Raw genomic sequence first — 23,292 nt, 5'->3', positions numbered from 1 at the left:
CATGTTCACTGGAATTATAGAAACCTTAGGTACCGTTCAAAATATACAGCACGAGGGCGGAAATGTACATTACACCATTCAATCAGCCATTAGCAACGAGCTAAAGATAGATCAAAGCGTGGCGCACAATGGCGTTTGTTTAACCGTGGTATCGCTAACGGAAAATACACACACCGTAACCGCCATTGAAGAAACCTTGCAGAAAAGCAATTTGGGCAGCCTAAAAGTAGGCGCAAAAGTAAATTTAGAACGTTGTATGCAAATGAATGCCCGTTTAGATGGGCACATTGTACAGGGCCACGTAGACCAAACCGCTACCTGTATTTTGGTGAATGAATTGGATGGAAGTTGGGAATATCGCTTTAAATACGATGCCGCCAAAGGCAACGTAACGGTCGAAAAAGGTTCCATCTGCGTAAACGGGATCAGCTTAACCGTGGTTAACTCTGCCGACAATGAATTTTCAGTTTTTATCATACCCTACACCCACGAGCACACCAATTTGCAAGAAGTAAAACCAGGCGATTTGGTGAACTTGGAATTCGATATTATCGGAAAATATGTGGCCCGTTTAATGGCGAAATCTTAATTTTTTGGAAAAACTCCGGCAGCATTCCATCGTGTAATGCAGCCCTGCTATTCGCCTTTACTCCCTCATTTCATTTCGGGGGTGCCGGCTACTATCAGGTTTAAACAACAAAGCTTTGCGTTCTTGGCGGATACTTCCAAAACCTTTGCGTTAAATTTTTAACCGTAAAGAAAGAAGAGTTTCGCAAAGAACGCAAAGGGAAATATTGATAGGACCTTCTGTAAACTTTTAACTTTAGACTTTTCACTTTCTACTTTTTTTAACTTTATAAAATAAAATGTTCAGCAGAGAAGAAGCCGCCAGGTTAAGGCAACAATTTTGGATCAGTTTTGGCCAGTACATGAAGCCAATTCCCGGGGCAGAAGGATTGCCCGTGAACTGGGTGAACTATAAAACTGGCGTAAAACACATCTTCTTCCGTATGGATGCTGAAAAAAAACATGCCAGCATTGCCATTGAAATTGCCCATCCAGACGAAGGCGTGAGCGCCTTGCTTTTCGAACAGTTCGGGGAGTTTAAAAAAATGCTGGAAAATACCCTGAACGAAGAATGGGACTGGTTACCACAAACCACCAACACCTTTGATAAACAGGTAGCCAAAATTGAATGTGTGCTACCAAACGTAAGCGTCTACAATCAGCAGCAGTGGCCCCAAATCATTTCCTTTTTAAAACCGCGAATAATGGCTCTCGACGAATTTTGGTCGAGCGTTAAACCTATTTTCGAAGATTTGAAATAACCAGCTTAACGTTTCAGCACTGATAACCTGGCTTTCACGTACGCTATTTGTGGCGCATCATCTTGATCTAGTTCCTTGCTTTTCAAATACAGATTATAATAGGTTAAAGCAGATTTAGCTTGCTTCAATTTCAAATCATACAACAAGCCCAATCTGTAATAGCTGTTTTTGTTGGTCTGGTACTCTAGGCCTTTTTTATAAGCTTTGCTAGCTGCGGTAAACAATTGTTTCTCTTCGTAAATCCCTCCCAGTAAATTGTAGTAAGCGGCTGTGTTGGGCGAAATACCTTCGGTAATGGTTTGCTTGGCATAGCTGGCCGCTTGGTCGTAACTTTTCAGTTCACGGTACGAAAGCGAGGTAAAATATAAAGTGCTTTCCGTTTGCATGTCATTTTTTTCAAGCATTTGGTACAAACTGACGGCCTTTTTATAGTTTTTTAAGAAAAAATATGCCTTGGCCACATCAGCAACTACATTTGCATCAGCGCTATTTTTAAGCAGTCTTTCGCCAACGTTAACTACCTCGCTGTATTTGTTCAGTTGGTTGGCTATGGGCAGTAACGCCTGTTGCAGCACCAAATTTCCGCTATCGGCCCCAATGGCAATTTTTAGCACATCGTACGCAGGCTGAAATAGCTTCAGTTTTCTATAACTGGCCGCCAAATCATAGGCAACATCGGCTTCTGTGGTATTGAGCTTATTGGCCTTTTGCAGATAATTGACCTTTAATGTCAGGCTGTCCGTATAATCGGCCAAACGTTTAAACGCACTAAAATTGGTGCTATCTAAAGCAATAATCTCCTGTAAATACACTATGGCGTTTTTGTTGTTCCCTCGCCTCGAGTTAATGTTGGCCAAACTGAACAATACAGAGATTTGTTTGGGCTGTAATTCGTTTATTCTGTGGTAATTCTTTTCTGCATCTACCAATTGCCCTGCCATCATGTTGCAATAGGCAATTTGGCCCAATATTTTTACATCGTTGGTTTCCGAAGGATAAATACTGCTTAAATAAGTTGCGGCTTCAGCATAGCGTTGGTTTTGGTAAAACTCTAAAAGCTTTTCTCGGTCTAATTGGGGCTGTTGGGCCTTGCAAAATGCTGTAATCAATAAAAGGAATAAGGAAATATAAAGGTTTTTCATGAAAACTAAATTATTAGTTATAAATGGAACGTGCAAATTTTTAGCCCACAAAAAAATAATAAAATCAAACAAAGCCGCTTGGGAGTGGTTGTTAAAGAGGGTGTATTATTTAAATAAAACAGAATTTATGGAAACTTTAAAGAAATTTGAACTGATGGAGAAGATAGTGAGGGAACTGGAAGATTTGCAGCACTCACAACAGGCGATCATACAAAAAATAGGCAAAATTGAAGTCGACAACATAGAGCTTGGCGACAAAAAACTAGAACAGGACTTGCCAGATATGCATCAAAGAGTGGCTGATAATTTGGATACCATTGTTGGGATACTGGATTATTTTGCCAATAAAACAGAAAAATTTGGCAGCAAAAACAACGTCGAAGAACTAAAGGAGCAGCAAGCCATTAACCAGGCTACTGGCAAATAGTTTTTTTGGCTGAAAAATAAAAAGCTATTCTGCTATTCAGAGGAGCGGAATTCGAGACAGTTAGCCCTGTGGAAGTGTTCTTAGCTTAGCTCCAAATAGTGGGATAGCTTCTTTAGTCGCCCGTTGGCACAAGGAGGCAAAAGGTGGTGCCTTTGCCCAACTGGCTGGTAACGCTGATTTCACCGCCATTTCGGTGCATAAAATCTTTGCAGATCATTAAGCCAAGTCCTGTGCCCTTTTCATTTTGCGTACCCCTAGAAGACACATTCTCGTCTTTGAAAAGCTTATCCAAAGTGCTTTCGGCCATGCCCACACCATTATCGCTGATACATATTTTTAGCATGTGGCTTAGCTGGTAGCTGGCTGTAATTACAATCTCACAGCCCTCGTTACAAAATTTAATGGCATTATTGATGATATTCCTGATCACAATTTGAAACATCAAAACATCGGCATAAGCAATCTCATTGGGAAAAACGTCATGTAAAATAGTCACCTTTTTTAGGGTAGCCGAAGGAAGGTGGTAGTTAATTTCATTAAGGATAATGTTCCTTACATTAAAAAATTCTTTCTGTATGCCAAAACCGTGTAACTGGCTTCTGGACCAATGCAGTACGTTTTCGAGTAAGTCGGTAGTATAAATAATGTCCTTGCTCAATTCTGGCGATATTTTTTCAAATTCCTCTTGGCTAACCTGATTGTAGGAAACCATTTTCAATATTTCCGAAAGATTTACCAGTGGTCCCCTCAAATCGTGCGCAATGATCGAAAAAATGCGGTCTTTCAATTGGTTTACCTTCTCCAGTTCCAATGCCTGTTCTTTGGCAATAAGCGCATCTTTTTTGGCCGAGGTGAGGTCCTGAAACTTAATAATGGTAAAAGCCTCATTAATTTTGTTTTCATTCAATAACAATATTTCCGCCTCAAAATAAATGATTTCGTCTCTTACAATGGCCTGCATTTCCATTTTACCACTAAGGCCGCTTTCTACTTTTTGGACAAAGTCGATGTGCTTAGGGAATAATTCACCTATGGACTGGCCTATAATTTTCGAATTTTTTGAGCAGCTGATGTAGCGGTATAAAGAAGTGTTGTAGTCAATAGCCCGGTGCTTTTTGTCTAAAACCAAAAAGCCATCATCCATAAGCTCAAGGGCCTTTTCTCGGGCAATGGGCACTACATCAAACAACCTAAACCTATAAATTCCCAGCAATATCAGGAACGTAGTGAGGATAAATGCAAAGGGGGTGATATCAATAAAGCCCAATGGCCTTATGCCAATGAGGTAACTGATATTGCCAACCCATGGAATTAATGCTGCAATAAGGATACTGTAATTTTGCTTCCGATAAATAGGGTCGGCACTCCGGAACTTGTTGAAAATTAAATAGCAACCGCAGGCCAGCAATAAGTAAAAATATACGGTGAAGATACGGTACCATGTTCCAGGATATATTTTGACCATTGGAAAAGGACCGTCAAAAAACATTTTTACATCTTTATAATGTAAATGGTGCATGGGGTTGGTCCACACCATGGCCAGCGTGGTAATTGGCGCAATAAGCAGCAGGGTAAGGTTAAGCGGTTTTTTATACCAACACTCCTTGTTGCAAAAGTTCAAACAAAATAAAAACCAGTTTAGCGGTAAGGTGGCAATGCCAAGGTATTCAATATTGATGAAAAATAACGCTTGTGCCAAGTTGTGGCTAGAAAGTTCAAAACCGTAGGCTATAGACCAGATGGCGTTTGACCCCATCATTAAGCCAAACCATCGTACTACGCTAGTGCCACGTTTGTAAATATATATCGCTAAAACGGCCGTTAAGGTTCCAAAAAACAGTAAAACTAATCCATAACCGTTAAACGTAAAATTCATTGGAGCAATAATTAATTTATCTTATAGAAAGTAAAATTAAAAAATTTAATTTACCGATTAAAAACGGAAAATCAACCAAATAAAAACGAGGGGCCAATGTGGGTAAACCACTCTTTATATGTTGATAATTAGCTGACCAAATCCCCTATATTTTTCGTTAATTTTGGTATCCTCATTTTTTAGCTATGTACTTGATTTTTGATACTGAAACAACGGGTTTGCCACGCAATTTTAACGCCCCAATTACCGATACCGATAACTGGCCGCGTTGCATACAGATTGCCTGGCAGTTGCATGATGATATGGGAAGGTTGTTGGAGCACCAAGACTATCTGGTACAACCTGAAGGGTTTAATATCCCCTATGATGCCGAACGTATTCATGGGATTTCTACCGAGCTGGCGCAGGAGCAAGGGATTCCCTTGGCCGAGGTGCTGGAGAAATTCAAGGAAGTTTTAGGGAAAGCCAAATTTGTAGTGGGACAAAACATCGGCTTCGACCTTAATATTATGGGTTGCGAGCTGTATCGTTTTGGTCAGGAAAATTTGCTGGCCAACATGCCCGTATTGGATACCTGTACCGAGGTTACTGCCGAGCTTTTGAAAATCCCGGGGGGCAGGGGCGGTAAATTTAAGTTGCCCAACCTTACCGAATTACACCAATATTTATTTGGAGTGCCTTTTGCTGAAGCCCACAATGCCACTGCCGACGTGGAGGCTACTACACGTTGTTTTTTGGAGCTGATTAAAAAACAGGTTTTTACCAAAGAGGAGTTACAAGTTGATACTGATTACTTCCTGAAGTTTAAAGAGGCTAATCCTTTCACCATAGAGTCTGTTGGGCTAAAGCACATCAATTTAAAAGCGGCCTCAGACGAGATAAGGAAGAGAAAAGGTGCCGGTGCAGATGGTGTTTCTAAACAAACTTTAGAAAGTAATAAAGCTGCTTTGGCTGATGCTGCTTTTGCGCATTTACATAATCATACGCAGTTTTCGGTGCTGCAAAGTACCATTAGCGTACCTGCTTTGGTAAAAGCAGCCGTTGAAAAGAAGATGCCGGCTGTGGCCTTAACCGATCATGCCAACATGATGGGAGCGTTTCATTTTGTGAACAACGTACTTAACCATAATAAAGCTGCGGAGGCTAAAAATGCCGAAGCGCTGGAAAAGGGGGAAACACCTACCGCCACAATATTGAAACCTATTGTTGGCGTAGAGTTTTTTGTGTGTGAAAACCATACAGATAAGACCCGGAAGGATGATGGTTACCAAGTGGTGTTTTTGGCTAAAAACAAGCAGGGCTACCACAACCTGGCCAAAATGTCGTCAATAGCCTACACTAAAGGATTTTACTATGTGCCTAGGATAGATAAAAACGTGGTAGAGCAGTACAAGGAGCATCTGATTGTACTTACTGGTAACCTGTATGGTGAAGTGCCTAGCAAGATTTTAAATATTGGTGAAAAGCAGGCAGAAGAAGCTTTGCTATGGTGGAAAGAGCAATTTGGCGATGATTTGTACATTGAGCTGATGCGCCACGGACAGGAAAATGAAGACCGTGTAAACGAAGTGTTGGTAAAAATGGCCGCCCAAAACGGCGTAAAAATAGTAGCCACCAATAACACCTATTACGTTAATAAAAAAGATGCGCATGCCCACGATATTTTACTTTGCGTAAAAGATGCCGAGAAACTTGCTACGCCAATTGGCCGTGGTAGAGGTTTTAGGTATGGGATGCCAAACCAAGAATATTATTTCAAGTCGGCAGACGAGATGAAGGAGCTCTTTGCCGATTTGCCAGAGGCGATTATCAATGTACAAGAAGTGATTGATAAAATAGAAACCTACAAGCTGGCAAGGGAAGTATTATTGCCAAAATTTGATATTCCTGAGGAATTTTTGGTGGCTGAAGATGAAACCGATGGCGGAAAAAGAGGGGAGAACAAATATCTTCGTCATTTGACCTATGTAGGTGCCCAAAAACGTTACGGGGAACTTACCCCTGATATCACCGAACGTTTGGACTTTGAGCTGGCCACTATCGAAAAAACGGGTTATCCGGGCTATTTCCTGATTGTACAGGATTTTATTGCCGAAGCCCGGAAAAGGGACGTATCTGTAGGCCCCGGCCGTGGTTCGGCGGCAGGTTCAGCGGTGGCTTACTGTTTGGGAATTACCAATATCGACCCGATTAAATACGACCTCCTTTTTGAGCGTTTCCTTAACCCCGACCGTGTATCCATGCCCGACATTGATATCGACTTTGACGACGAGGGGCGTGGCCGTGTAATGGATTACGTAATTGGTAAATACGGTTCTAGTCAGGTGGCCCAAATTATCACCTATGGTACCATGGCAGCTAAATCTTCTATCAGAGATACGGCCAGGGTATTGGATTTGCCACTTTTCGAAGCGGATAAGGTAGCCAAATTAGTGCCTAACATGAAACTGGCAAAAATCTTCAATTTGGAAGAAAAAGCTTTAAAGGAAGCGCTTAGGCCTGATGAATTTGAAAATGTAAATTTACTTAAAAACTTAGCTTCTGGGAAAGATTTAGCTGCCGAAACTTTACAGCAAGCGATTGTGCTAGAAGGCTCGGTACGTAATACGGGGATCCACGCCTGTGGGGTAATTATTACTCCCGATGATATTACCAACTTTGTTCCGGTATCCACAGCAAAAGACAGTGATTTGTATGTTACCCAGTTTGACAACTCGGTAGTAGAAAGCGCTGGTTTGTTGAAGATGGACTTTTTGGGATTGAAAACCCTGACCCTGATCAAAGACACGGTTAAGCTGGTAAAAAAACGCTTTAACATTGATTTAGACCCAGATAATTTCCCGATAGATGACGTAGCAACCTATGAACTTTTCCAGCGTGGTGAAACCGTTGGTATTTTCCAGTACGAGAGCCCTGGTATGCAAAAGTATATGAAGGAGTTGAAACCTACCGTATTTGGAGACTTAATTGCCATGAATGCGCTGTACCGTCCAGGACCTATGGAGTATATCCCAAGTTTTGTTAGGCGTAAACATGGGATAGAACCCATTACCTATGATTTGGATGCCTGCGAAGAGTATTTGCAAGAAACCTACGGAATTACGGTTTATCAAGAGCAGGTAATGCTTTTGTCGCAAAAATTGGCAGGCTTTACCAAAGGCGAGGCCGATGTTTTGCGTAAGGCCATGGGAAAAAAGCAAAAAGACGTACTCGATAAAATGAAGCCCAAGTTTGTAAAACAGGCTTCTGAAAAAGGCCATAAAGCAGAAACTTTAGAGAAAATTTGGAAAGACTGGGAGGCATTCGCCTCTTACGCTTTCAATAAATCGCACTCTACCTGCTATGCTTGGATTGCTTACCAAACCGCATACTTAAAGGCACATTATCCCGCCGAATATATGGCTGCGGTACTTTCCAACAACATGAGTGATATTAAGCAGGTAGCTTTCTTTATGGAAGAATGTAGGCAAATGGGGGTACCCGTACTTGGGCCAGATGTGAACGAATCGGAGATGAAATTTTCGGTAAATGCCAAGGGCGAAGTTAGGTTCGGGTTATCAGCCGTGAAAGGCGTAGGTGAAAAAGCCGTGGAAAGTATCATTGAAGAACGTACAGAAAATGGCCCTTATCCAACGGTTTTCGAATTTGCCAAACGTTCAAATACACGTATCGTCAACAAAAAAGCCTACGAGAGTTTTGTTTACGGCGGTGCTTTTGACGCTTTTGGTTTCAATAGGTCGCAATTTTTCTTTATTGGCCCTAATGATAAATTAAATGGAATTGAAAAACTGATCAAGTATGCCAACGACTTCCAGAATAACCAAAACTCGTCGCAGTCTTCGTTGTTTGGCGGTTCAAAAGCTGATTTGATTTTGGAGCCTTCTTTTGCCATGACACAGGAGTGGGGACTGATTGACAAGCTGAAATACGAAAAAGATGCCATCGGAATTTTCCTTTCAGGACATCCGCTGGATGATTACCGTTTTGAACTGGATAGGTATTGTCCGCATAAAGTGAAGCATTTAAGTATCATCAATAAAGTAAGGATGGGCGATTCAAATGAAGAGATTATGGCAGAATTTGAAACCCTGAAAAATCGTGAACTGGTAGTGGGTGGTTTGGTGGTGATGGCTTCGCAACGGATTACCAAAACAGGCAAGCCTTTCGGTACTTTTGTGTTTGAGGATTACGATGATAGTTGCGAAATTGCTTTGTTTGGTGATGATTTCCTGAAATTTAAACAATTTTTAACCGAAGGATATTTCCTGCAGATCCGTGGTAAACTAGGGCTGCGTTTTGGAAAGGAAGGTGATTGGGAGTTTAAAATTACCAGCATTGATTTGCTATCGGGCTTGAGGGATAAGCTCACCAAATCGTTAACCATATTTTTCCCTATTGAAATTGTGAACGATAGCTTTATGCAACAAATACAAGCCATTTTAGATGAAAATAGGGAAAATACAGATGCTCAAAACTGTAAGCTTAATTTTGAGGTTTATGACGTAGAGAAAGGTTTAAAACTGGAGCTGCCTTCCAAAAACCAAAAAATTAACCCAAATAACCAATTTTTGGACGGAATAAAGAAGCTTGATTTTGTGGATTATAGGTTAAATTAGTGGTTAGTGGCTAGGGATTAGCGGGCTGGTGAAGTCTCCTCCAATCAGCGTTTTAAATCTGCGGGGAAGCGGGAAATTACTTCGCTTGGTGCTAGTTTAGATACCTACAAGCTGAGCAAAGGAATCAATTAACCAGCTAAACGATTCAACAGTTAACCGACGAGCCAATGGACCAATGAACAAAACAATGTCAAATTGGCATTTGGCTTTTGATGGCATCACAATTGATAATATATTTGTACATAATAAAAATTTAGATATGGCTTTAGAAATAACAGATGCTAACTTCGAGGAAGTAGTATTAAAATCGGATAAACCTGTTTTGGTAGATTTTTGGGCAGAATGGTGCGGTCCTTGCCGTATGGTTGGTCCAGTGGTAGAAGAAATTGCTAAAGAATACGAAGGTAGAGCTTTGGTTGGCAAGGTAAACGTTGACAACAATCCACAAATTTCGATGCAGTTTGGTATCCGTAACATCCCAGCTTTGTTGTACTTTAAAGATGGTCAGGTGGTTGACAAACAAATTGGCGCAGTGCCAAAATCAATTTTGGCTGGTAAGTTAGACGGTCAATTATAAGAATAGGTCTGGAACTAATTCCAAAATATATTAAATCCGAGGTGTATTTACATGTCGGATTTTTTTTTTGGAGAGCATTTTTGCCGGGTATTTGGCCCGCTATCCCGCCAAGCCGTTTTTTTGCCCTACGCTGCTTTGAGGTTTGGGGCCGCTGTTTATGGTATTGCAGGGCAATATTTTACCGAAGTATTACGGGTGTTTATTGGCTAAACCTTATTGAAGCGGCAGCTCCAAGGCGAGTTTACGAGCTTTGGACTATAGCGGAAAGAAGGGCTTTCGGGAGATCGTTGCAGTGCAACTGATTTTCAAAAAAAAACCTTCCCGAGCTATCGAGAAGGGTAATGTGCTGGCAACTGCCTTGGGCCTTGCAGTGGCGCTCGTAGCTTTTTTTTGGGGGAGTGCTATAAATGATTTTGTTTGAATTTCTGCACAGGCCCTAGTATCTGCCAAACTTATAGGTTAAGCCCACGCCCAAAGTTTCTTTTAGCTGTAGCTTGCCAATTTGGTTGTCGTCGTAAAATAAATCGGCAGTAATTTGTGTGGAGATAAATTTGTTCACCTTCATGTCCAAAATGCCCGAATACGATAATACCATGTTTTGCGGTTTCTCCAGGTAATTGGTAAAAAGGCCGAAACGGTTATCAAGCATGATGTTCTCCATCAGTTTTACTTTGTATCGGCCACCGATGTAGGCTCCTAGCTGGTAAACCAGGCTTTCGGTAGGTTGGGCGCCGTAAGCTTCGGTAAGGATACCATCTCTGTCGGGGTCAAAAACAGCCTTGTCGGCAATGATGGTAAACCTTGACGTTAGGGGGTGAACGCTAAATTGAAAGTTGTCGTTCGGGATATAGTCAAAACCCACGCCCAATGTAACGTAACCTGGCGAGAACAGATTGGAAATGTAGCTTTGCTCAGGCTTGCCATAGTCGTAGCCTTTTGCAAATTGGGTTTTAAGGTTTAAGGCAATAGCGCTATACCAATTGCTCTTGCCCAACTGATAACCGTATTTTGAAGTGAAGTCGATCACGTCTTCTACTTTGGTTGCTTTGTTGTTTTCTTCTGAACGTAAGCCATAGCCGCCCAAAATGCGGTTTTCCCAAAGGTTTTTGCCTTTTTTAAGATTAAATTCATAATCAACACGGCCCGTTAATGCAATGGAGTTAATTCCCCCTGCAACCCAATTGGAAAAGGCTGCTTGGTTTAGTAAAAGGGTATTGGTTCCTCTAACTGTCCAACCTTCTTGTTTTTTTGCCGTATCCAACTTGCCAGCAAGTTTGGCGCTTTCGGTGTTTACTTTTCCACCTTGCACCTTTTGGGCATAGCTGCTATTAACAATTATAGCGCTAATGATAAAAAGTAATAATCTTTTCATATGATGTTATTTAGTGATTTAACAAAGCTAAACAAAATCTTTTTTATTAGTTTTACGTATGCAAGCATCGCAAAAACCTGAGGAAATTAGATTTGAAAGCAGTTTGGAGCTTTTAGCAAAGCAAGTGGTTGAAGGATTTATTACCGGACTTCACAAAAGTCCATTCCATGGTTTTTCTGTTGAATTTGCAGAGCACAGGCTTTACAACAACGGCGATAGTGTTAAAAGTATAGACTGGAAATTGTTTGCCAAAACGGATAAGCTGTTTAGCAAGCGTTATGAGGAAGAAACCAATTTGAGGTGCCAGTTTGTGATAGACATCTCTTCGTCCATGTATTTTCCTGGCGATAAATACAACAAGCTCACTTTTGCCGTACAAAGTACCGCAGCCTTAATTTATTTGCTTAAAAGGCAGCGTGATGCTTTTGGTTTAAGTCTTTTTACCCATGAATTGAAGTTAAATACCCCGGCTAAATCAACCAGCGTGCACCAAAAGTTTTTATTTGCCAAGTTGGAAGAAGTTTTAACGGCCGCTAAGCTGAATGTTCAAACCAATCTTTCTTTGGCATTGCACCAAATAGCCGATCTTATTCACAAACGCTCGTTAGTGGTGGTTTTTAGCGACATGTTGCAAACGGTTAATAGTGCCGAAAAACTTGACCAGCTATTTTCAGCCTTACAGCATTTGAAATTTAATAAGCATGAAGTGGTTGTTTTTAACGTAACAGATAAGGCGAAGGAGCAGGATTTTGATTTCGAAAACAGGCCCTATGAATTTGTAGATATGGAAACGGGCACTGTTTTAAAAGCCCATGCTGCGAAGGTGAAAGATGCTTACCTGTCGCAAATGACCACGTACAGGAAAAACCTGGCATTAAAATGCGCCCAATATAAAATTGATATGGTGGATGCTGATATCAATGCCGGCTTTAACCATATTTTAGAAGCTTATTTGATTAAGCGCCAGAAAATGAGTTGATCGTCAATACCAGTTTTAAAGCATTAATAAACGATGTGAATTTGCTATGTGCTTGTATTTTCATTTAAAAAGACATAAACACATAGGGCAGTTCATTTAAAATAGCACGTCTGCGATATCGGGATTTTTATCGAAAACTGATTTGGCAAACGGACACAATGGCATGATTTTTAAATGATTGGCTCTCGCATATTCTACGGCTTTCATAACCATTTGTTGCCCCACACCTTTTCCTTTAAAGTTGGGATTAACTTCCGTATGGTCAATGATGAACTTTGTGCTCCCGGCCCAAGTGTAGGTCATTACACCAGCTTCTTTGCCATCTTCTACCGCTTTAAATAAACCTCTTCTATCTTCGTTTTCTTGAATGATTTCCATGTTCCTGATGAATTATTTGCATAAAGATAATAAGAAGTGCCCAAAATAGGGGCACAAAAAATGCGCAGGGCAAAGCCACTGCGCATTGTACTAACTAGGAACAAGTACTTATGGTTTTTTATGTGCTTTGTGCTTTACTTTTTTAGCTGCGGTATCAGCTTTAGCTTCTACTTTTTCAGCTTTTTTTTCAGCTTTCTTTTCCATTGTTTTAGTAGCGGGGGCAACTGTTTTTACTGGTGCTTTGGCAGGTGTTTGTGCGTTTGCAAAGTTTAGGGTAAATGCTGCGATCATTGCAAGCATTAAAAATTTCACTGTTTTCATTTTCTTTTTGTTTTAGTGAACAATGTTGTTTAACCATACTAAGTTCATCTATCAATATGAAGAAATCATGAAGTTTTTAAAGCCTGGGAAATTGTGATCAGGCTATGCTTTTGCTATTGGAAAGCTAATGACTACCCTGGTTCCCTGGTGCTTTTTTGAAGCAATAGAGATCGAAATATGATGAAATTTGGCGATACTGTTAGCAATGGCTAATCCCAATCCCAAACCACTCACTTCTTCATTGGTTTCCCTTTCAAAGCGATGGAAGGCCTTTTTGACAATTTCATTTTCCATCCCAATGCCGTTATCTGTGATGGAAAGGAGGTAGTTTTCGGGAGTTAACTGATCAGCGATAACGATTTTGCCCAACTGATTGCTGTACTTGATCGCATTATTGATGATGTTGACCAGTAGCGTATGGATTAAAGGCTGGTTTCCCAAAAAGATAAAGTTTTCCTTGGTTTGGTCTTCGTAGGCAATGCGCTTGTCTAAAATTCGCTCCTTCAAATCCTCGTGGATATCTTCCAGTTCCTGTTTAACCATAACTTGGTCTTTCTTTACATATTGCTCATTTTCTACTTTCGAGATCAACAATAGGCTGTTAATGATAGATTTTAACCTACTCAACGTTTTTAGCGAGGCCATGATTTTTTCTTCATGCTCCACTGGCAAAGTTTCTGAAGCGAGAATATTCTCCAACCTGCCATTTAAAATAGAAATAGGGGTAAGCAATTCATGCGAAACATTGGCGATAAATTGTTTTTCCAATAAAAACAGATCGGTAATCTTCCGCATCAGTCCATTAATGCTATCGTCTAAGAGCACAAAATCGGTAGTGTTGGTCGGGATCTTGCTGTAATCGAAGGTTATGGGGTCATTTACTTTATTTATTTTCTGATCTAGGATTTTATAGAAAGGCTTAAGTAGAAATCTGGTAAAGGCATAGTCGGTTACCAAGGTGATGGAAAGCGAAACCATCAATACAATAAACATGTAAATTCCCAATGATTTTTTGATAGAAATAGCTCCTGCGGCCGTGGTGCCTAGCTCTAACTGATAGTACTTGTTTTTATACTTAAATTGCTTGGTAAGGATGCGATAAGCTTCAATATCGCCCATAATCTCTCGATCGTCGGTGCTGAATTTTTCAGTGGGATCAATGCTTTTTTGCCTTGGGATAAGCTTAAGCACAATAAACTCATCTTTTAAAATATTGTAATCGGTAAATGTTTGCTGGGCATTTAATAAGCTATCCACCTCGCTATCATTAAGGTTTTTGATGAGTTTGGTTTCTTTTTTGGATAGCCTGTTATCTAGATGGTTAATGGAAATTTTTTCTAGGGAAAAGAGGATAATGGTTCCGAGAATAAAGATGAGTGCAATTTTGGTAGCGGCGTTGTATAAAGTAAGTTTTTCTTGCAGTCTCATCGTATCGTAATTAAAGCGTGATCCTATAGCCAATACTTCTCACCGTTTCCAGCCAATCGGTTTTGGCGTGGCACATCAGTTTTTTGCGTAGATTTTTTACGTGTACATCCACAAAGTTCGAATCTGAATTAACTTCCAGAATATCTCCCCAAACGTGTTCGGTAAGGCTGGTGCGGGAAACTACACGGTTTTTATTCAATACCAGATAATTTAAGATTTCAAATTCCTTTTTGGTCAGATGTATTCTTTCGCCTTTAAAAGTGACCACCCTGTTCTGGATATCTAATACAAAATCGTGTACCTGGATATCGTTTTTTTCCAGCTTGTGTTTCCTGCGGGTTACGGCATGCATTCTGGCCAAGAGTTCATTCAGAGAGAAAGGTTTTGGCAAATAGTCGTCGGCACCTTCCTCAAGCCCTTTGATACGTTCATCTACCGCGCTTCTGGCCGTAAGGATGATGATGGCATCATCTCGGTCTTTCAAACCTTTGAGCAGTTTCAGCAGCTCAAAACCATCGCCATCCGGCAGCCCCAAATCAAGGAGGATAAAATCATAGCTGTTCACGAAAATTTTCTCTTCTGCCGAAGCCTTTCTTCGGGCATGATCAATGATATAGCCTTCCTTGCTCAGGAAATCGCTAATTTCTAGTGCCAGGCTTTTTTCGTCTTCAACAATCAGTACGTTCATTCCAATTTATTTTGAAGGGCAAATTTTCTCTATATTTCTTCGTATAATATCGCATGCTTTCCTGATTTCACTTTCAGTAATGGTTAAGGGCGGAGCAATGCGCATGGCATCACTGCAGTGCAAAAACCAATCGGTAATAATGCCATCTTCAATGCAGGCGTCAATAATCGCTTTGTTGGTTTCAAAGCTGTCAAAGCCCAGGGCAAGCATCAAGCCTTTGCCACGGATTTCTGTTACCGCCGGATGTAGTAACAATTCCTTAAATAAATTACCCTTTGCGTCCACGTGAGCCACAATATTTTCGTTAAGCAGTGTATTTAGCGTAGCTAGCCCTGCTGCACAGCACACGGGATGGCCACCAAAAGTGGTCATGTGGCCCAAAATAGGGTTAAAGGATAATACCGACATGATTTCTGCCGAACTGATGAAGGCGCCAATGGGCATTCCGCCACCAATGCCCTTGGCTAACAGAAGAATATCTGGTGTAACGCCATAATGCTCAAAAGCAAACATCTTTCCCGTTCGGCCAAAGCCTGTTTGAATTTCATCAAATACTAAAAGCGTACCAGTAGTCAAACATCTTGCTTTTAATGCTTCCATAAAAGCTTGATCTGCCACCCTCACCCCAGCTTCGCCTTGTATGGGCTCAATAAAAACGGCTGCCGTTTGGTCAGTGATTTTTTGTAGATCGTCAATGTTGTTGTGTATAATAAAATCAACGTGTGGCAAAAATGGTCCGTAGCCGGCAGAATAAAAATCGCTTTCCATTAAGCTCTCGGCGCCTTGCGTGCTGCCATGATAAGCATTTTTACAGGCAATAAAACCTTTTTTTCCAGTGTATCTTTTGGCCAGTTTCATAGCTCCCTCTACGGCCTCGGCTCCAGAATTAACAAAGTAAGTACAGTTAAGCTGTTCAGGTAAAACGGATGCCAAAGCGGTTGCAAAATTCACTTGTGGGCTTTGTACAAACTCGCCATAAACCATCAGGTGCATATAAGTTTCTGCCTGTTTTTGCACTGCTGCAACCACATTAGGGTGGCAATGGCCTACGTTACTTACCCCAATGCCGGCAATCAAATCGATATAGGCTTTTCCTTCACTATTATATAAGTTAACGCCCTGTGCTTTTACAAATTCTAGCATTAAAGGTGTGGTAGATGTTTGGGCGTTATGTTTTAAAAAAAGTTGTCGTTGGGTAAGCATGTTGCAAAAGTAGCGGATTTAAGCTTCATTTTTTTGGAAATGATGTCAAATAAAAAAGGACGTCTTTTCGGGACGTCCTCTTTGGTTAATCATCTGTGCGATCTAATTCGTTTGAGGGGCTGGCATTGCTGCCCTGTATTGTTGCAGTATTTCTTTCTTGAATGCTTCTTGTGCCCGGTAAAACTTTCCCACTGTTTTAATGGGTAAGCTTGATTTGAACTTATTGTAATATTTGCGTTCGATATTTAAATCTCGCTGCCTGAAGTTGAAATCATTTAAGATTAAGGTTTGAATTTCTTCATCATCTAAATCTTCAATTTCCTTAAGTTTTCTAAAGCTGATCATCTTTTGCATCCGTTCTTTTCTCAACGTTGACTGCTCTCTTACATAGTCATTATAGATTGGCCAAAAAATCTTGGCATCTTCAGCAGATAGGTCCAGCTTTGTGGTTAGCCAAGCCACTTTTCTGGCTTCCATTTTTTCACCACCCATTTTAGGCCCTTGTGCTAAAGCTAAAAAAGGAGTAAAGATTAATAGTGCAAAAACAAAGTTTTTCATCTGTTTAATTTGTTAATTAATATATTGAACGGGTTTTGATGATGATCACCTCACCCGATTTATAAGTTGTTAGATAGATCTGTAGTAGAGAAATTATCTAAAATATAGGCCTCCATTTCACTGTCGGTAACATTGGCTGTTTTTCCAAGTTGCGCCTCTTGAACATATTCAATAATCACACTTTCGTCTATATCATACAGCAACTGCTCTTTGGCAAGTTCCGTTTTTCGTAACTGGCGGCTCTGATATTGCTGGTTTGCAAACCATCCAGTGGTAGAGGCAATTACCAAACAAGCGGCAACAGCATATTTAAATAATGGTTGGTGCCAAAGTTTAACCACTTTTTTATGGTTGATGGTTTTGGCGGTAATACTTTGCTGCAACTGATCAAAATATCCATCGGGAACACTAAAACCTTGTTGCGCATTTACAAACGTTGATAATTTAGCTTTGGAAATGATTTGCTCGTTAAGGTTTTCAAAATAATTTGGTGGAGTGGCAAAACCAGCGTTGGTTGTTTTTTCCAACGAACTCATAAATACAGACTGATTGATTCGCTCCTGAAGTTCCCCAAAATAATTTGTTGGAACCGTAAAGGGGTTAGATCTTTCCAGTTTCGCTAGTTGTGGCGCTTCGTTTTCCCATTCCATATTTTCGGCCATTTTACTCATTCGTATTTATTGATGTTTTTTTAGGCAAAAGGTTTAATGTCAATCTTGATTTATTAAAATTGCTTCGATTTTTTTGACTGCAATATGGAACGATGCTTTTAAAGCCCCCACCGTAGTGCCCAAAACTTCCGAAATTTCTTCGTACTTCATGTCGTCAAAATATTTCATGTTGAAAATGATGCGTTGCTTTTCTGGAAGGGTAAGGATGGCTTGCTGCAATTTGCGCTGGATTTTATCACCATCAAAGTAGCTGGAAGAGGCCAGCGTTTCGGCCAGTTCAGAGTTTACTTCATCCAGGGAAACATTGTTTCTGTTTTTCTTCTTGTTGAGAAAAGTGATGGATTCGTTGGTGGCAATTCGGTAAATCCAAGTATATAGCTGCGAATCACTACGAAAGGAATGCAGGTTTTTCCAAACCTTTACAAAGGTTTCCTGTACCAGGTCATCGGCATCGTCGTGGTCAATAACCAGGCGCCTGATATGCCAATAAATTTTTTGCTGGTATTTTTGTAAAAGCAAGTTGAAGCCGTTATTGCGAGTTTTTTCATCTTGAAATTTAGAAAGGATCTCGGCGTCTTCAACTTGCTTCATAGATTATTTCGATTTTCTAGCTATTGCTTTTTGGGCAGCTGCTACGATGTCAGAAGGGTCCAGTTTATATTTGGTCATTAATTGATCAGGTGTACCGCTTTCGCCGAAACTGTCATTAACAGCTACAAACTCTTGTGGAGCTAAATACGTAGTGGTCAATAGGTGAGAAATACTCTCTCCCAAACCGCCAAATTTATTGTGCTCTTCGCAGGTAACGATACAGCCGGTTTTTTTCACCGATTTTAAGATCGCTTCCTCGTCCAAAGGTTTAATGGTATGGATATTTATAATTTCAGCATCAATACCTAATTTCTCTAATTCCTCGCCTGCCTGTATCGCCCTCCAAACCATGTGTCCGGTGGCTACAATGGTTACATCTGTACCTTCATTTACCATCCATGCCTTGCCAATTTCAAATTTTTGGTCTTCTGGCGTGAATACAGGAATTACCGGGCGACCAAAGCGTAAATAAACAGGACCTTCGTGATCCATAATGGCCAAGGTTGCCGCTTTGGTTTGGTTGTAATCGCAAGGGTTAATTACGGTCATTCCGGGCAGCATTTTCATCAACCCAATATCCTCCAAAATTTGGTGGGTAGCGCCATCTTCTCCCAGGGTTAAGCCAGCGTGAGAAGCACATATTTTAACATTTTTGCCCGAGTAAGCTATAGATTGGCGGATTTGATCATAGACCCTACCTGTAGAAAAGTTGGCAAATGTTCCCGTAAAAGGAATTTTTCCGCCAATGGTTAAGCCTGCGGCAATGCCCATCATGTTGGCCTCTGCAATGCCAATTTGGAAAAATCTCTCTGGGAAATCCTTGATGAAAGCATCCATTTTTAGCGAGCCTACTAAATCGGCACAAAGGGCAACTACATTTTCATTTCTTTTACCTGCTTCGTGCAGGCCTGCTCCAAATCCAGAGCGTGTATCTTTTTTATCAGTGTAAGTGTATTTTTTCATTTCTAATGGTGTTGGGTATGGCGCATTGCAATTTGATTTTGGTAACCATTATTTCGCTGCGCTATACTTGATTTAGTAATCTCCCAAGGTTTCCTTGATTTGTCCCAGGGCGTTAGCCAGTTGTTCGTCGTTTGGAGCTGAGCCGTGCCATTTGTGGGTGCCAACCATAAAGTCTACACCGTAGCCCATTTGGGTACTCATCAGATTTAAAATAGGTTTCCCTTTTCCAGTTAACGATTTGGCATATTCTAGGCCTTTAACAATTTCATCCATGTTGTTGCCATTGGTGGTGATTACGTGCCATCCGAAAGCTTCAAATTTTGCCTGAAGGTTTTCTAACGAAAGTACTTTTTCTGTAGGGCCGTCAATTTGCTGGCCATTGTAATCAATGCTGGCAATCAGGTTGTCCACTTTGTTGTGAGGAGCAAACATAAACGCTTCCCAGTTTTGGCCCTCTTGCAATTCTCCATCTCCTAAAAGGGCAAAAACTAATGATTTATCACCATTGATTTTTTTGGCGAGCGCTGCGCCAATAGCCACTGACAGGCCTTGCCCCAATGAGCCAGATGCGATACGAACGCCAGGCAGCCCTTCGTGGGTAGTGGGGTGGCCTTGCAATCTCGAGTTCAGTTTTCTAAAAGTACTCAATTCGCTAACGTTAAAATATCCTGATCTGGCCAGTACACTATACCAAACCGGCGAAATATGGCCATTTGATAAAAAGAAAAGATCTTCGTTTTTACCATCCATGTCAAACTTCGGGTTGTGGTTCAACACCTCGAAATATAAAGCTGTAAAAAAATCTGCACAGCCTAAAGATGCGCCCGGGTGCCCAGACTGTACCGCATGTACCATTCTCAGAATATCTCTTCTTACTTGCGAAGCGATATCTTCTAGTTCACTGATTGTATGTTTCATCCAAAAAAATAATTATTGTAATGGTAACAAAGTTAATTTAAATATCGGTTTGCCCATTATTTAGACTAGCTTTTTTGTGTACAATGGCCTTTTTTAACAGGTATAGTTTTCCACAATAAGGCGCCTGAAATAAAATAAATGTTGATAAGTTTGTTATATTCATAAATATATTCTTATTTTGAGTAGATAATTACCCAAAAGTCAACAAATAAACGTTTTCGCTTATGAGGATTTCTACTTTTTTAACATTCTTGTTTTTCTCGTGTTTTGCTTATGCCCAAAATGGGTCAGTAGGTATTGGCACAGAAAAGCCTAACAGTAAATCAATTCTAGAGATTTATTCTACGGAAAAAGGCTTGTTGATTCCTCGTTTGAGTGAGGTTCAGCGAAACGCATTGCAGGCCGTAGGTGTTACCAATACCTCCATCAATGGTTTGTTGATTTACAACACCAGCACCAATAAGTTTAATACTTGGAACTCAGATAAATGGGAAGAGATAGGTTCACAAGGGTCTAAAGGAGACAAGGGCGATCCTGGTAGCCAAGGTGCGCCGGGAGCTAACGGTGCAAGTTGGTCTAATGGTACGCTCAACCCGCCAACGGCCACCACCGAGCCAGCAGCTTCTAAGGATGGTGATTATTATTTGAACAACAACAGTGGGAAGGTGTTTGTAAGAACTGGCGGTGTTTGGAAAGAGGTGGCTAACTTAACCACAGGGGTGGTAGGGCCGGCAGGGCCGATAGGTCCAGCTGGTGCGCAATGGTACAATGGTGTGCTTAATCCGCCAAGTACTGCAACGGAACCTGTTGGGACAAAAGAAGGTGATCTTTATTTAAATAACAACACCGGTAGCGTATTTAAAAAGCAGGCAGATGGAACTTGGCTGGTATTGGCCAATTTGACCACTGGCGTAGTAGGTCCGCAGGGCCCTAAAGGCGATATGGGCACACAAGGTCCGCAAGGCCAACAAGGTTCACAAGGAGCTAAGGGCGATCCGGGTGCAACTGGCCCGCAGGGGCCCATTGGCTTAACTGGTGCTCAGGGTCCAAAAGGTGACCGGGGAGATGTGGGACCTGTTGGTCCCCAGGGTATTCAAGGTCCTGCAGGTCCTCAAGGTGCCAAAGGCGATATTGGGGATACTGGCCCACAAGGTGCTGTTGGTGCAACTGGAGCAACTGGCCCGCAGGGTGCCCAGGGCTTAAAAGGAGATACTGGAGATAAAGGCGATAAAGGGGATGTTGGAGCGGTGGGCCCGCAAGGCCCTATCGGTTTAACTGGCCCGCAAGGTTTAAAAGGAGATACCGGAGACAAAGGCGATAAGGGAGATATTGGACCCGTTGGTCCGCAGGGAATTCAGGGCCCAGCTGGCCCTCAAGGCGCTAAAGGTGATACTGGTGAGGTTGGTCCGCAGGGTCCGGCTGGTGCAACGGGGGCTACGGGCCTGCAAGGTGCCCAAGGTCCAAAAGGTGATAAGGGAGATAAAGGTGATCCGGGAGCTACTGGTCCCCAGGGCTTACAGGGTCCCGCTGGCCCGCAAGGGATTCAAGGCCCAAAAGGTGATCAAGGTGACCCTGGAGAGCAGGGCCCGGCTGGTCCGCAAGGCCCTTCTGGAAGTACCACGGCCTGGTTAAGAACAGGTAACGGTGCCGGAAGCATTGGTGGAACTACCAACCCAGGGGTTAATGCTGATTTTGTAGGAACTACTGATGCTAAGGAACTTGTTATTGCGGCAAACAGAGTAGAAGGAATAAGGATTGCAACTGACGGAAAAGTGAAAATTGGCGTAAATGGTTCAGGTATTACCTCGGTTTCCAAAGCTTCTTTCACAAGAGATCTGCCTACAATTGGGGCAAAGTCTTTCGACAAGCAAACTTTTACACTTACCGGAGTAGATATGGGCGCTAGCGTAGCGGTATCGCCAAGTGTTGAGCTGCCTTATGGGCTGATCATAGCTTACGCCAGAGTGGTAAGCGCTAATATCATTGAAGTTAAGTTTATGAATGTTAGTGATGGCCCTATCGATCTGCCTGCGGCTACGTTCTACATAAGCGCTGTGTTATGATAAAGAAAAAACGCTTAGGTATTTTCCTTGCGGCCATAGTGCTAATGGCGTCAAATAGCGATGCTGTTGCCCAATTGGTAAATAATGGGGCCAAGATTTTTATCGATCAAAACGCATTGCTGTACGTTGGCGATAAGGTTACCCATAATTTTGGCTCAATATTGAACAACGGTGAAATGGTGGTTGGAGGTGATTGGGTGAGTAACAGAACGGCCGTTTTCGCATTGGAATCAAACGGTAAGGTAAGGTTTACGGCAAAAAGAGCTGTTTTTTCAGGAAACAGTACCACCAGTTTTCCGAGACTGGCATTTGCTGGGCAAGGAGTTTTTGAGATCAAGAACAATGTTGACGTAAGGCTGTCCTTGGATTTGGGCGATGCTGAAGTGCAATTGAATGATAGCCAGCTTCATTTGGATAATAGCGGGTCTTCCCTGCTCCGCAACAAGGGGTTTGTTAGTACTACCGGCAGCGGCCAGTTTGTAAGGCATATGGATGCGGGCCTCGATTATGTTTTTCCTTTGGGCTCAAGTAGGCTTGGGATAATGCGGTTTGTGTCGGTTAAATCAAAAGATGCCAGTATAATTGGCGCTTCATTTTATGATAAAGACCCTTCCGTAGATGGGTATAGCAGGTTTAGCAAGGAAAATGCCATCATTGACGTTAATGATAGCTATTACCACATTTTGAAGAATTGGAAAGGGAGCGGTGCGGTAGATGTAAGCTTTTATACTTCCTCTGCCGAAAAGTACACTACCTTGGTGAATTGGACCGCCAAGAACAATTGGGACCGCGTATTTCCTATGAGCACCCAAGACAATAGCAGCTTTTTTCCTGGGCTTAGTAAGTCCTTGGTTTCGCAGGGCGTTAAATTGGTTAGCGGCATTGATGCCCCTTTTGCTTTTGCCCAGGTAACCAATGCCGGCCCGCTTGAAATTTACAATGCTTTTTCTCCTGATGGAGACGGCAAAAATGATAAATGGGAAGTGAAAAACATAGATGCCTTTCCTGATAATGACCTGAAAATTTTTGATCGTTCAGGCAACTTGATCTACAGGGTGGCCAACTATAGCTCTGCTAAATATTGGGATGGGCAAAATGTTGGTTCAGGCACCTATTTTTATGTGCTAAGGGTTAAAATAGACGGAAAAGATCAGCTTTTTAAAGGATCTATCACCATGGTTAAAAACTAAAGC

The 23,292-nt window shown here is 41.6% G+C and carries 22 protein-coding genes; 9 read left to right on the top strand and 13 right to left on the bottom strand.

Annotation, left to right across the window (positions count from 1 at the left end; all coding sequences use genetic code 11):
* Position 1: 1 nt before the first annotated feature.
* Together DUT71_RS14065 and DUT71_RS14060 are read left to right on the top strand one after the other, a co-directional pair.
* Positions 2 to 589: a riboflavin synthase gene (locus tag DUT71_RS14065; RefSeq protein ID WP_113663178.1), complete on the top strand. Its 588-nt coding sequence runs from the start codon at positions 2 to 4 to the stop codon at positions 587 to 589.
* Between the two features lie 277 nt (positions 590 to 866).
* Positions 867 to 1,328, top strand: a complete 462-nt coding sequence (locus tag DUT71_RS14060; RefSeq protein ID WP_113663177.1) for a DUF4268 domain-containing protein — start codon at positions 867 to 869, stop codon at positions 1,326 to 1,328.
* A gap of 5 nt (positions 1,329 to 1,333) precedes the next feature.
* On the opposite strand, the gene DUT71_RS14055 is transcribed toward DUT71_RS14060, so the two are convergent.
* Entirely contained in the window at positions 1,334 to 2,470 is a 1,137-nt protein-coding gene (locus DUT71_RS14055) for a tetratricopeptide repeat protein (protein ID WP_113663176.1), read from the bottom strand.
* Positions 2,471 to 2,597: 127 nt separating this feature from the next.
* Between DUT71_RS14055 and DUT71_RS14050 the strand changes: the two genes are divergently transcribed.
* Positions 2,598 to 2,897, top strand: a complete 300-nt coding sequence (locus DUT71_RS14050; RefSeq protein WP_113663247.1) for a hypothetical protein — start codon at positions 2,598 to 2,600, stop codon at positions 2,895 to 2,897.
* A gap of 112 nt (positions 2,898 to 3,009) precedes the next feature.
* Here the strand turns inward: DUT71_RS14050 and DUT71_RS14045 are convergent, their stop codons facing one another.
* Complete coding sequence (locus DUT71_RS14045; RefSeq protein ID WP_113663175.1) at positions 3,010 to 4,773, bottom strand: sensor histidine kinase; 1,764 nt, start codon at positions 4,771 to 4,773, stop codon at positions 3,010 to 3,012.
* Between the two features lie 185 nt (positions 4,774 to 4,958).
* Between DUT71_RS14045 and dnaE the strand changes: the two genes are divergently transcribed.
* From dnaE to DUT71_RS20235, 3 genes are all read left to right on the top strand, one after another.
* On the top strand, positions 4,959 to 9,389 hold the full coding sequence (gene dnaE / locus DUT71_RS14040) for a DNA polymerase III subunit alpha (protein WP_113663174.1): 4,431 nt from the start codon (positions 4,959 to 4,961) through the stop codon (positions 9,387 to 9,389).
* 259 nt (positions 9,390 to 9,648) lie between these two features.
* Positions 9,649 to 9,966: a thioredoxin gene (gene trxA, locus DUT71_RS14035; protein WP_113663246.1), complete on the top strand. Its 318-nt coding sequence runs from the start codon at positions 9,649 to 9,651 to the stop codon at positions 9,964 to 9,966.
* A gap of 51 nt (positions 9,967 to 10,017) precedes the next feature.
* A complete protein-coding gene (locus DUT71_RS20235; RefSeq protein ID WP_162796050.1) occupies positions 10,018 to 10,176 on the top strand; it encodes a hypothetical protein in 159 nt (52 codons plus the stop codon).
* 226 nt (positions 10,177 to 10,402) lie between these two features.
* Here the strand turns inward: DUT71_RS20235 and DUT71_RS14030 are convergent, their stop codons facing one another.
* On the bottom strand, positions 10,403 to 11,338 hold the full coding sequence (locus tag DUT71_RS14030; protein ID WP_113663173.1) for a DUF3078 domain-containing protein: 936 nt from the start codon (positions 11,336 to 11,338) through the stop codon (positions 10,403 to 10,405).
* Between the two features lie 58 nt (positions 11,339 to 11,396).
* On the opposite strand from DUT71_RS14030, the gene DUT71_RS14025 reads away from it, so the two are divergent.
* The gene (locus DUT71_RS14025; protein WP_113663172.1) at positions 11,397 to 12,317 is read left to right on the top strand and encodes a DUF58 domain-containing protein; all 921 of its coding nucleotides are present in this window, start codon (positions 11,397 to 11,399) and stop codon (positions 12,315 to 12,317) included.
* A 96-nt stretch (positions 12,318 to 12,413) separates the two neighbouring features.
* Here DUT71_RS14025 and DUT71_RS14020 read toward each other — a convergent pair whose 3' ends face one another.
* From DUT71_RS14020 to DUT71_RS13975, 10 genes are all read right to left on the bottom strand, one after another.
* Positions 12,414 to 12,695 (bottom strand): GNAT family N-acetyltransferase, encoded by a 282-nt coding sequence (locus tag DUT71_RS14020; protein WP_113663171.1) that lies wholly within the window; start codon positions 12,693 to 12,695, stop codon positions 12,414 to 12,416.
* Positions 12,696 to 12,803: 108 nt separating this feature from the next.
* Complete coding sequence (locus tag DUT71_RS14015; protein ID WP_113663170.1) at positions 12,804 to 13,016, bottom strand: hypothetical protein; 213 nt, start codon at positions 13,014 to 13,016, stop codon at positions 12,804 to 12,806.
* A 102-nt stretch (positions 13,017 to 13,118) separates the two neighbouring features.
* Entirely contained in the window at positions 13,119 to 14,444 is a 1,326-nt protein-coding gene (locus DUT71_RS14010) for a sensor histidine kinase (protein ID WP_113663169.1), read from the bottom strand.
* Between the two features lie 10 nt (positions 14,445 to 14,454).
* Entirely contained in the window at positions 14,455 to 15,132 is a 678-nt protein-coding gene (locus tag DUT71_RS14005; protein WP_113663168.1) for a response regulator transcription factor, read from the bottom strand.
* Positions 15,133 to 15,138: 6 nt separating this feature from the next.
* Positions 15,139 to 16,275 (bottom strand): aspartate aminotransferase family protein, encoded by a 1,137-nt coding sequence (locus tag DUT71_RS14000; protein WP_240186937.1) that lies wholly within the window; start codon positions 16,273 to 16,275, stop codon positions 15,139 to 15,141.
* Positions 16,276 to 16,437: 162 nt separating this feature from the next.
* Positions 16,438 to 16,893: a hypothetical protein gene (locus DUT71_RS13995; RefSeq protein ID WP_113663166.1), complete on the bottom strand. Its 456-nt coding sequence runs from the start codon at positions 16,891 to 16,893 to the stop codon at positions 16,438 to 16,440.
* A gap of 59 nt (positions 16,894 to 16,952) precedes the next feature.
* Positions 16,953 to 17,543, bottom strand: coding sequence for a hypothetical protein (locus tag DUT71_RS13990; protein WP_162796049.1), 591 nt, complete (start codon positions 17,541 to 17,543; stop codon positions 16,953 to 16,955).
* Between the two features lie 60 nt (positions 17,544 to 17,603).
* Entirely contained in the window at positions 17,604 to 18,155 is a 552-nt protein-coding gene (locus DUT71_RS13985) for an RNA polymerase sigma factor (RefSeq protein ID WP_113663164.1), read from the bottom strand.
* Positions 18,156 to 18,158: 3 nt separating this feature from the next.
* Positions 18,159 to 19,118, bottom strand: a complete 960-nt coding sequence (locus tag DUT71_RS13980) for a transketolase family protein (protein WP_113663163.1) — start codon at positions 19,116 to 19,118, stop codon at positions 18,159 to 18,161.
* A 72-nt stretch (positions 19,119 to 19,190) separates the two neighbouring features.
* The gene (locus DUT71_RS13975) at positions 19,191 to 20,036 is read right to left on the bottom strand and encodes a transketolase (RefSeq protein ID WP_113663162.1); all 846 of its coding nucleotides are present in this window, start codon (positions 20,034 to 20,036) and stop codon (positions 19,191 to 19,193) included.
* 224 nt (positions 20,037 to 20,260) lie between these two features.
* Between DUT71_RS13975 and DUT71_RS13970 the strand changes: the two genes are divergently transcribed.
* Both DUT71_RS13970 and DUT71_RS13965 read left to right on the top strand, forming a co-directional pair.
* Positions 20,261 to 22,099, top strand: coding sequence for a collagen-like domain-containing protein (locus tag DUT71_RS13970; RefSeq protein ID WP_113663161.1), 1,839 nt, complete (start codon positions 20,261 to 20,263; stop codon positions 22,097 to 22,099).
* The gene (locus DUT71_RS13965; protein ID WP_113663160.1) at positions 22,096 to 23,289 is read left to right on the top strand and encodes a gliding motility-associated C-terminal domain-containing protein; all 1,194 of its coding nucleotides are present in this window, start codon (positions 22,096 to 22,098) and stop codon (positions 23,287 to 23,289) included. Before DUT71_RS13970 ends, DUT71_RS13965 begins: the two co-directional genes overlap by 4 nt.
* The last annotated feature ends 3 nt before the right edge of the window (positions 23,290 to 23,292 follow it).

The organism is Pedobacter nanyangensis, assembly GCF_003313505.1.
Classification (GTDB): domain Bacteria; phylum Bacteroidota; class Bacteroidia; order Sphingobacteriales; family Sphingobacteriaceae; genus Pedobacter; species Pedobacter nanyangensis.
This window is presented reverse-complemented; position numbering and strand designations above follow the sequence as displayed.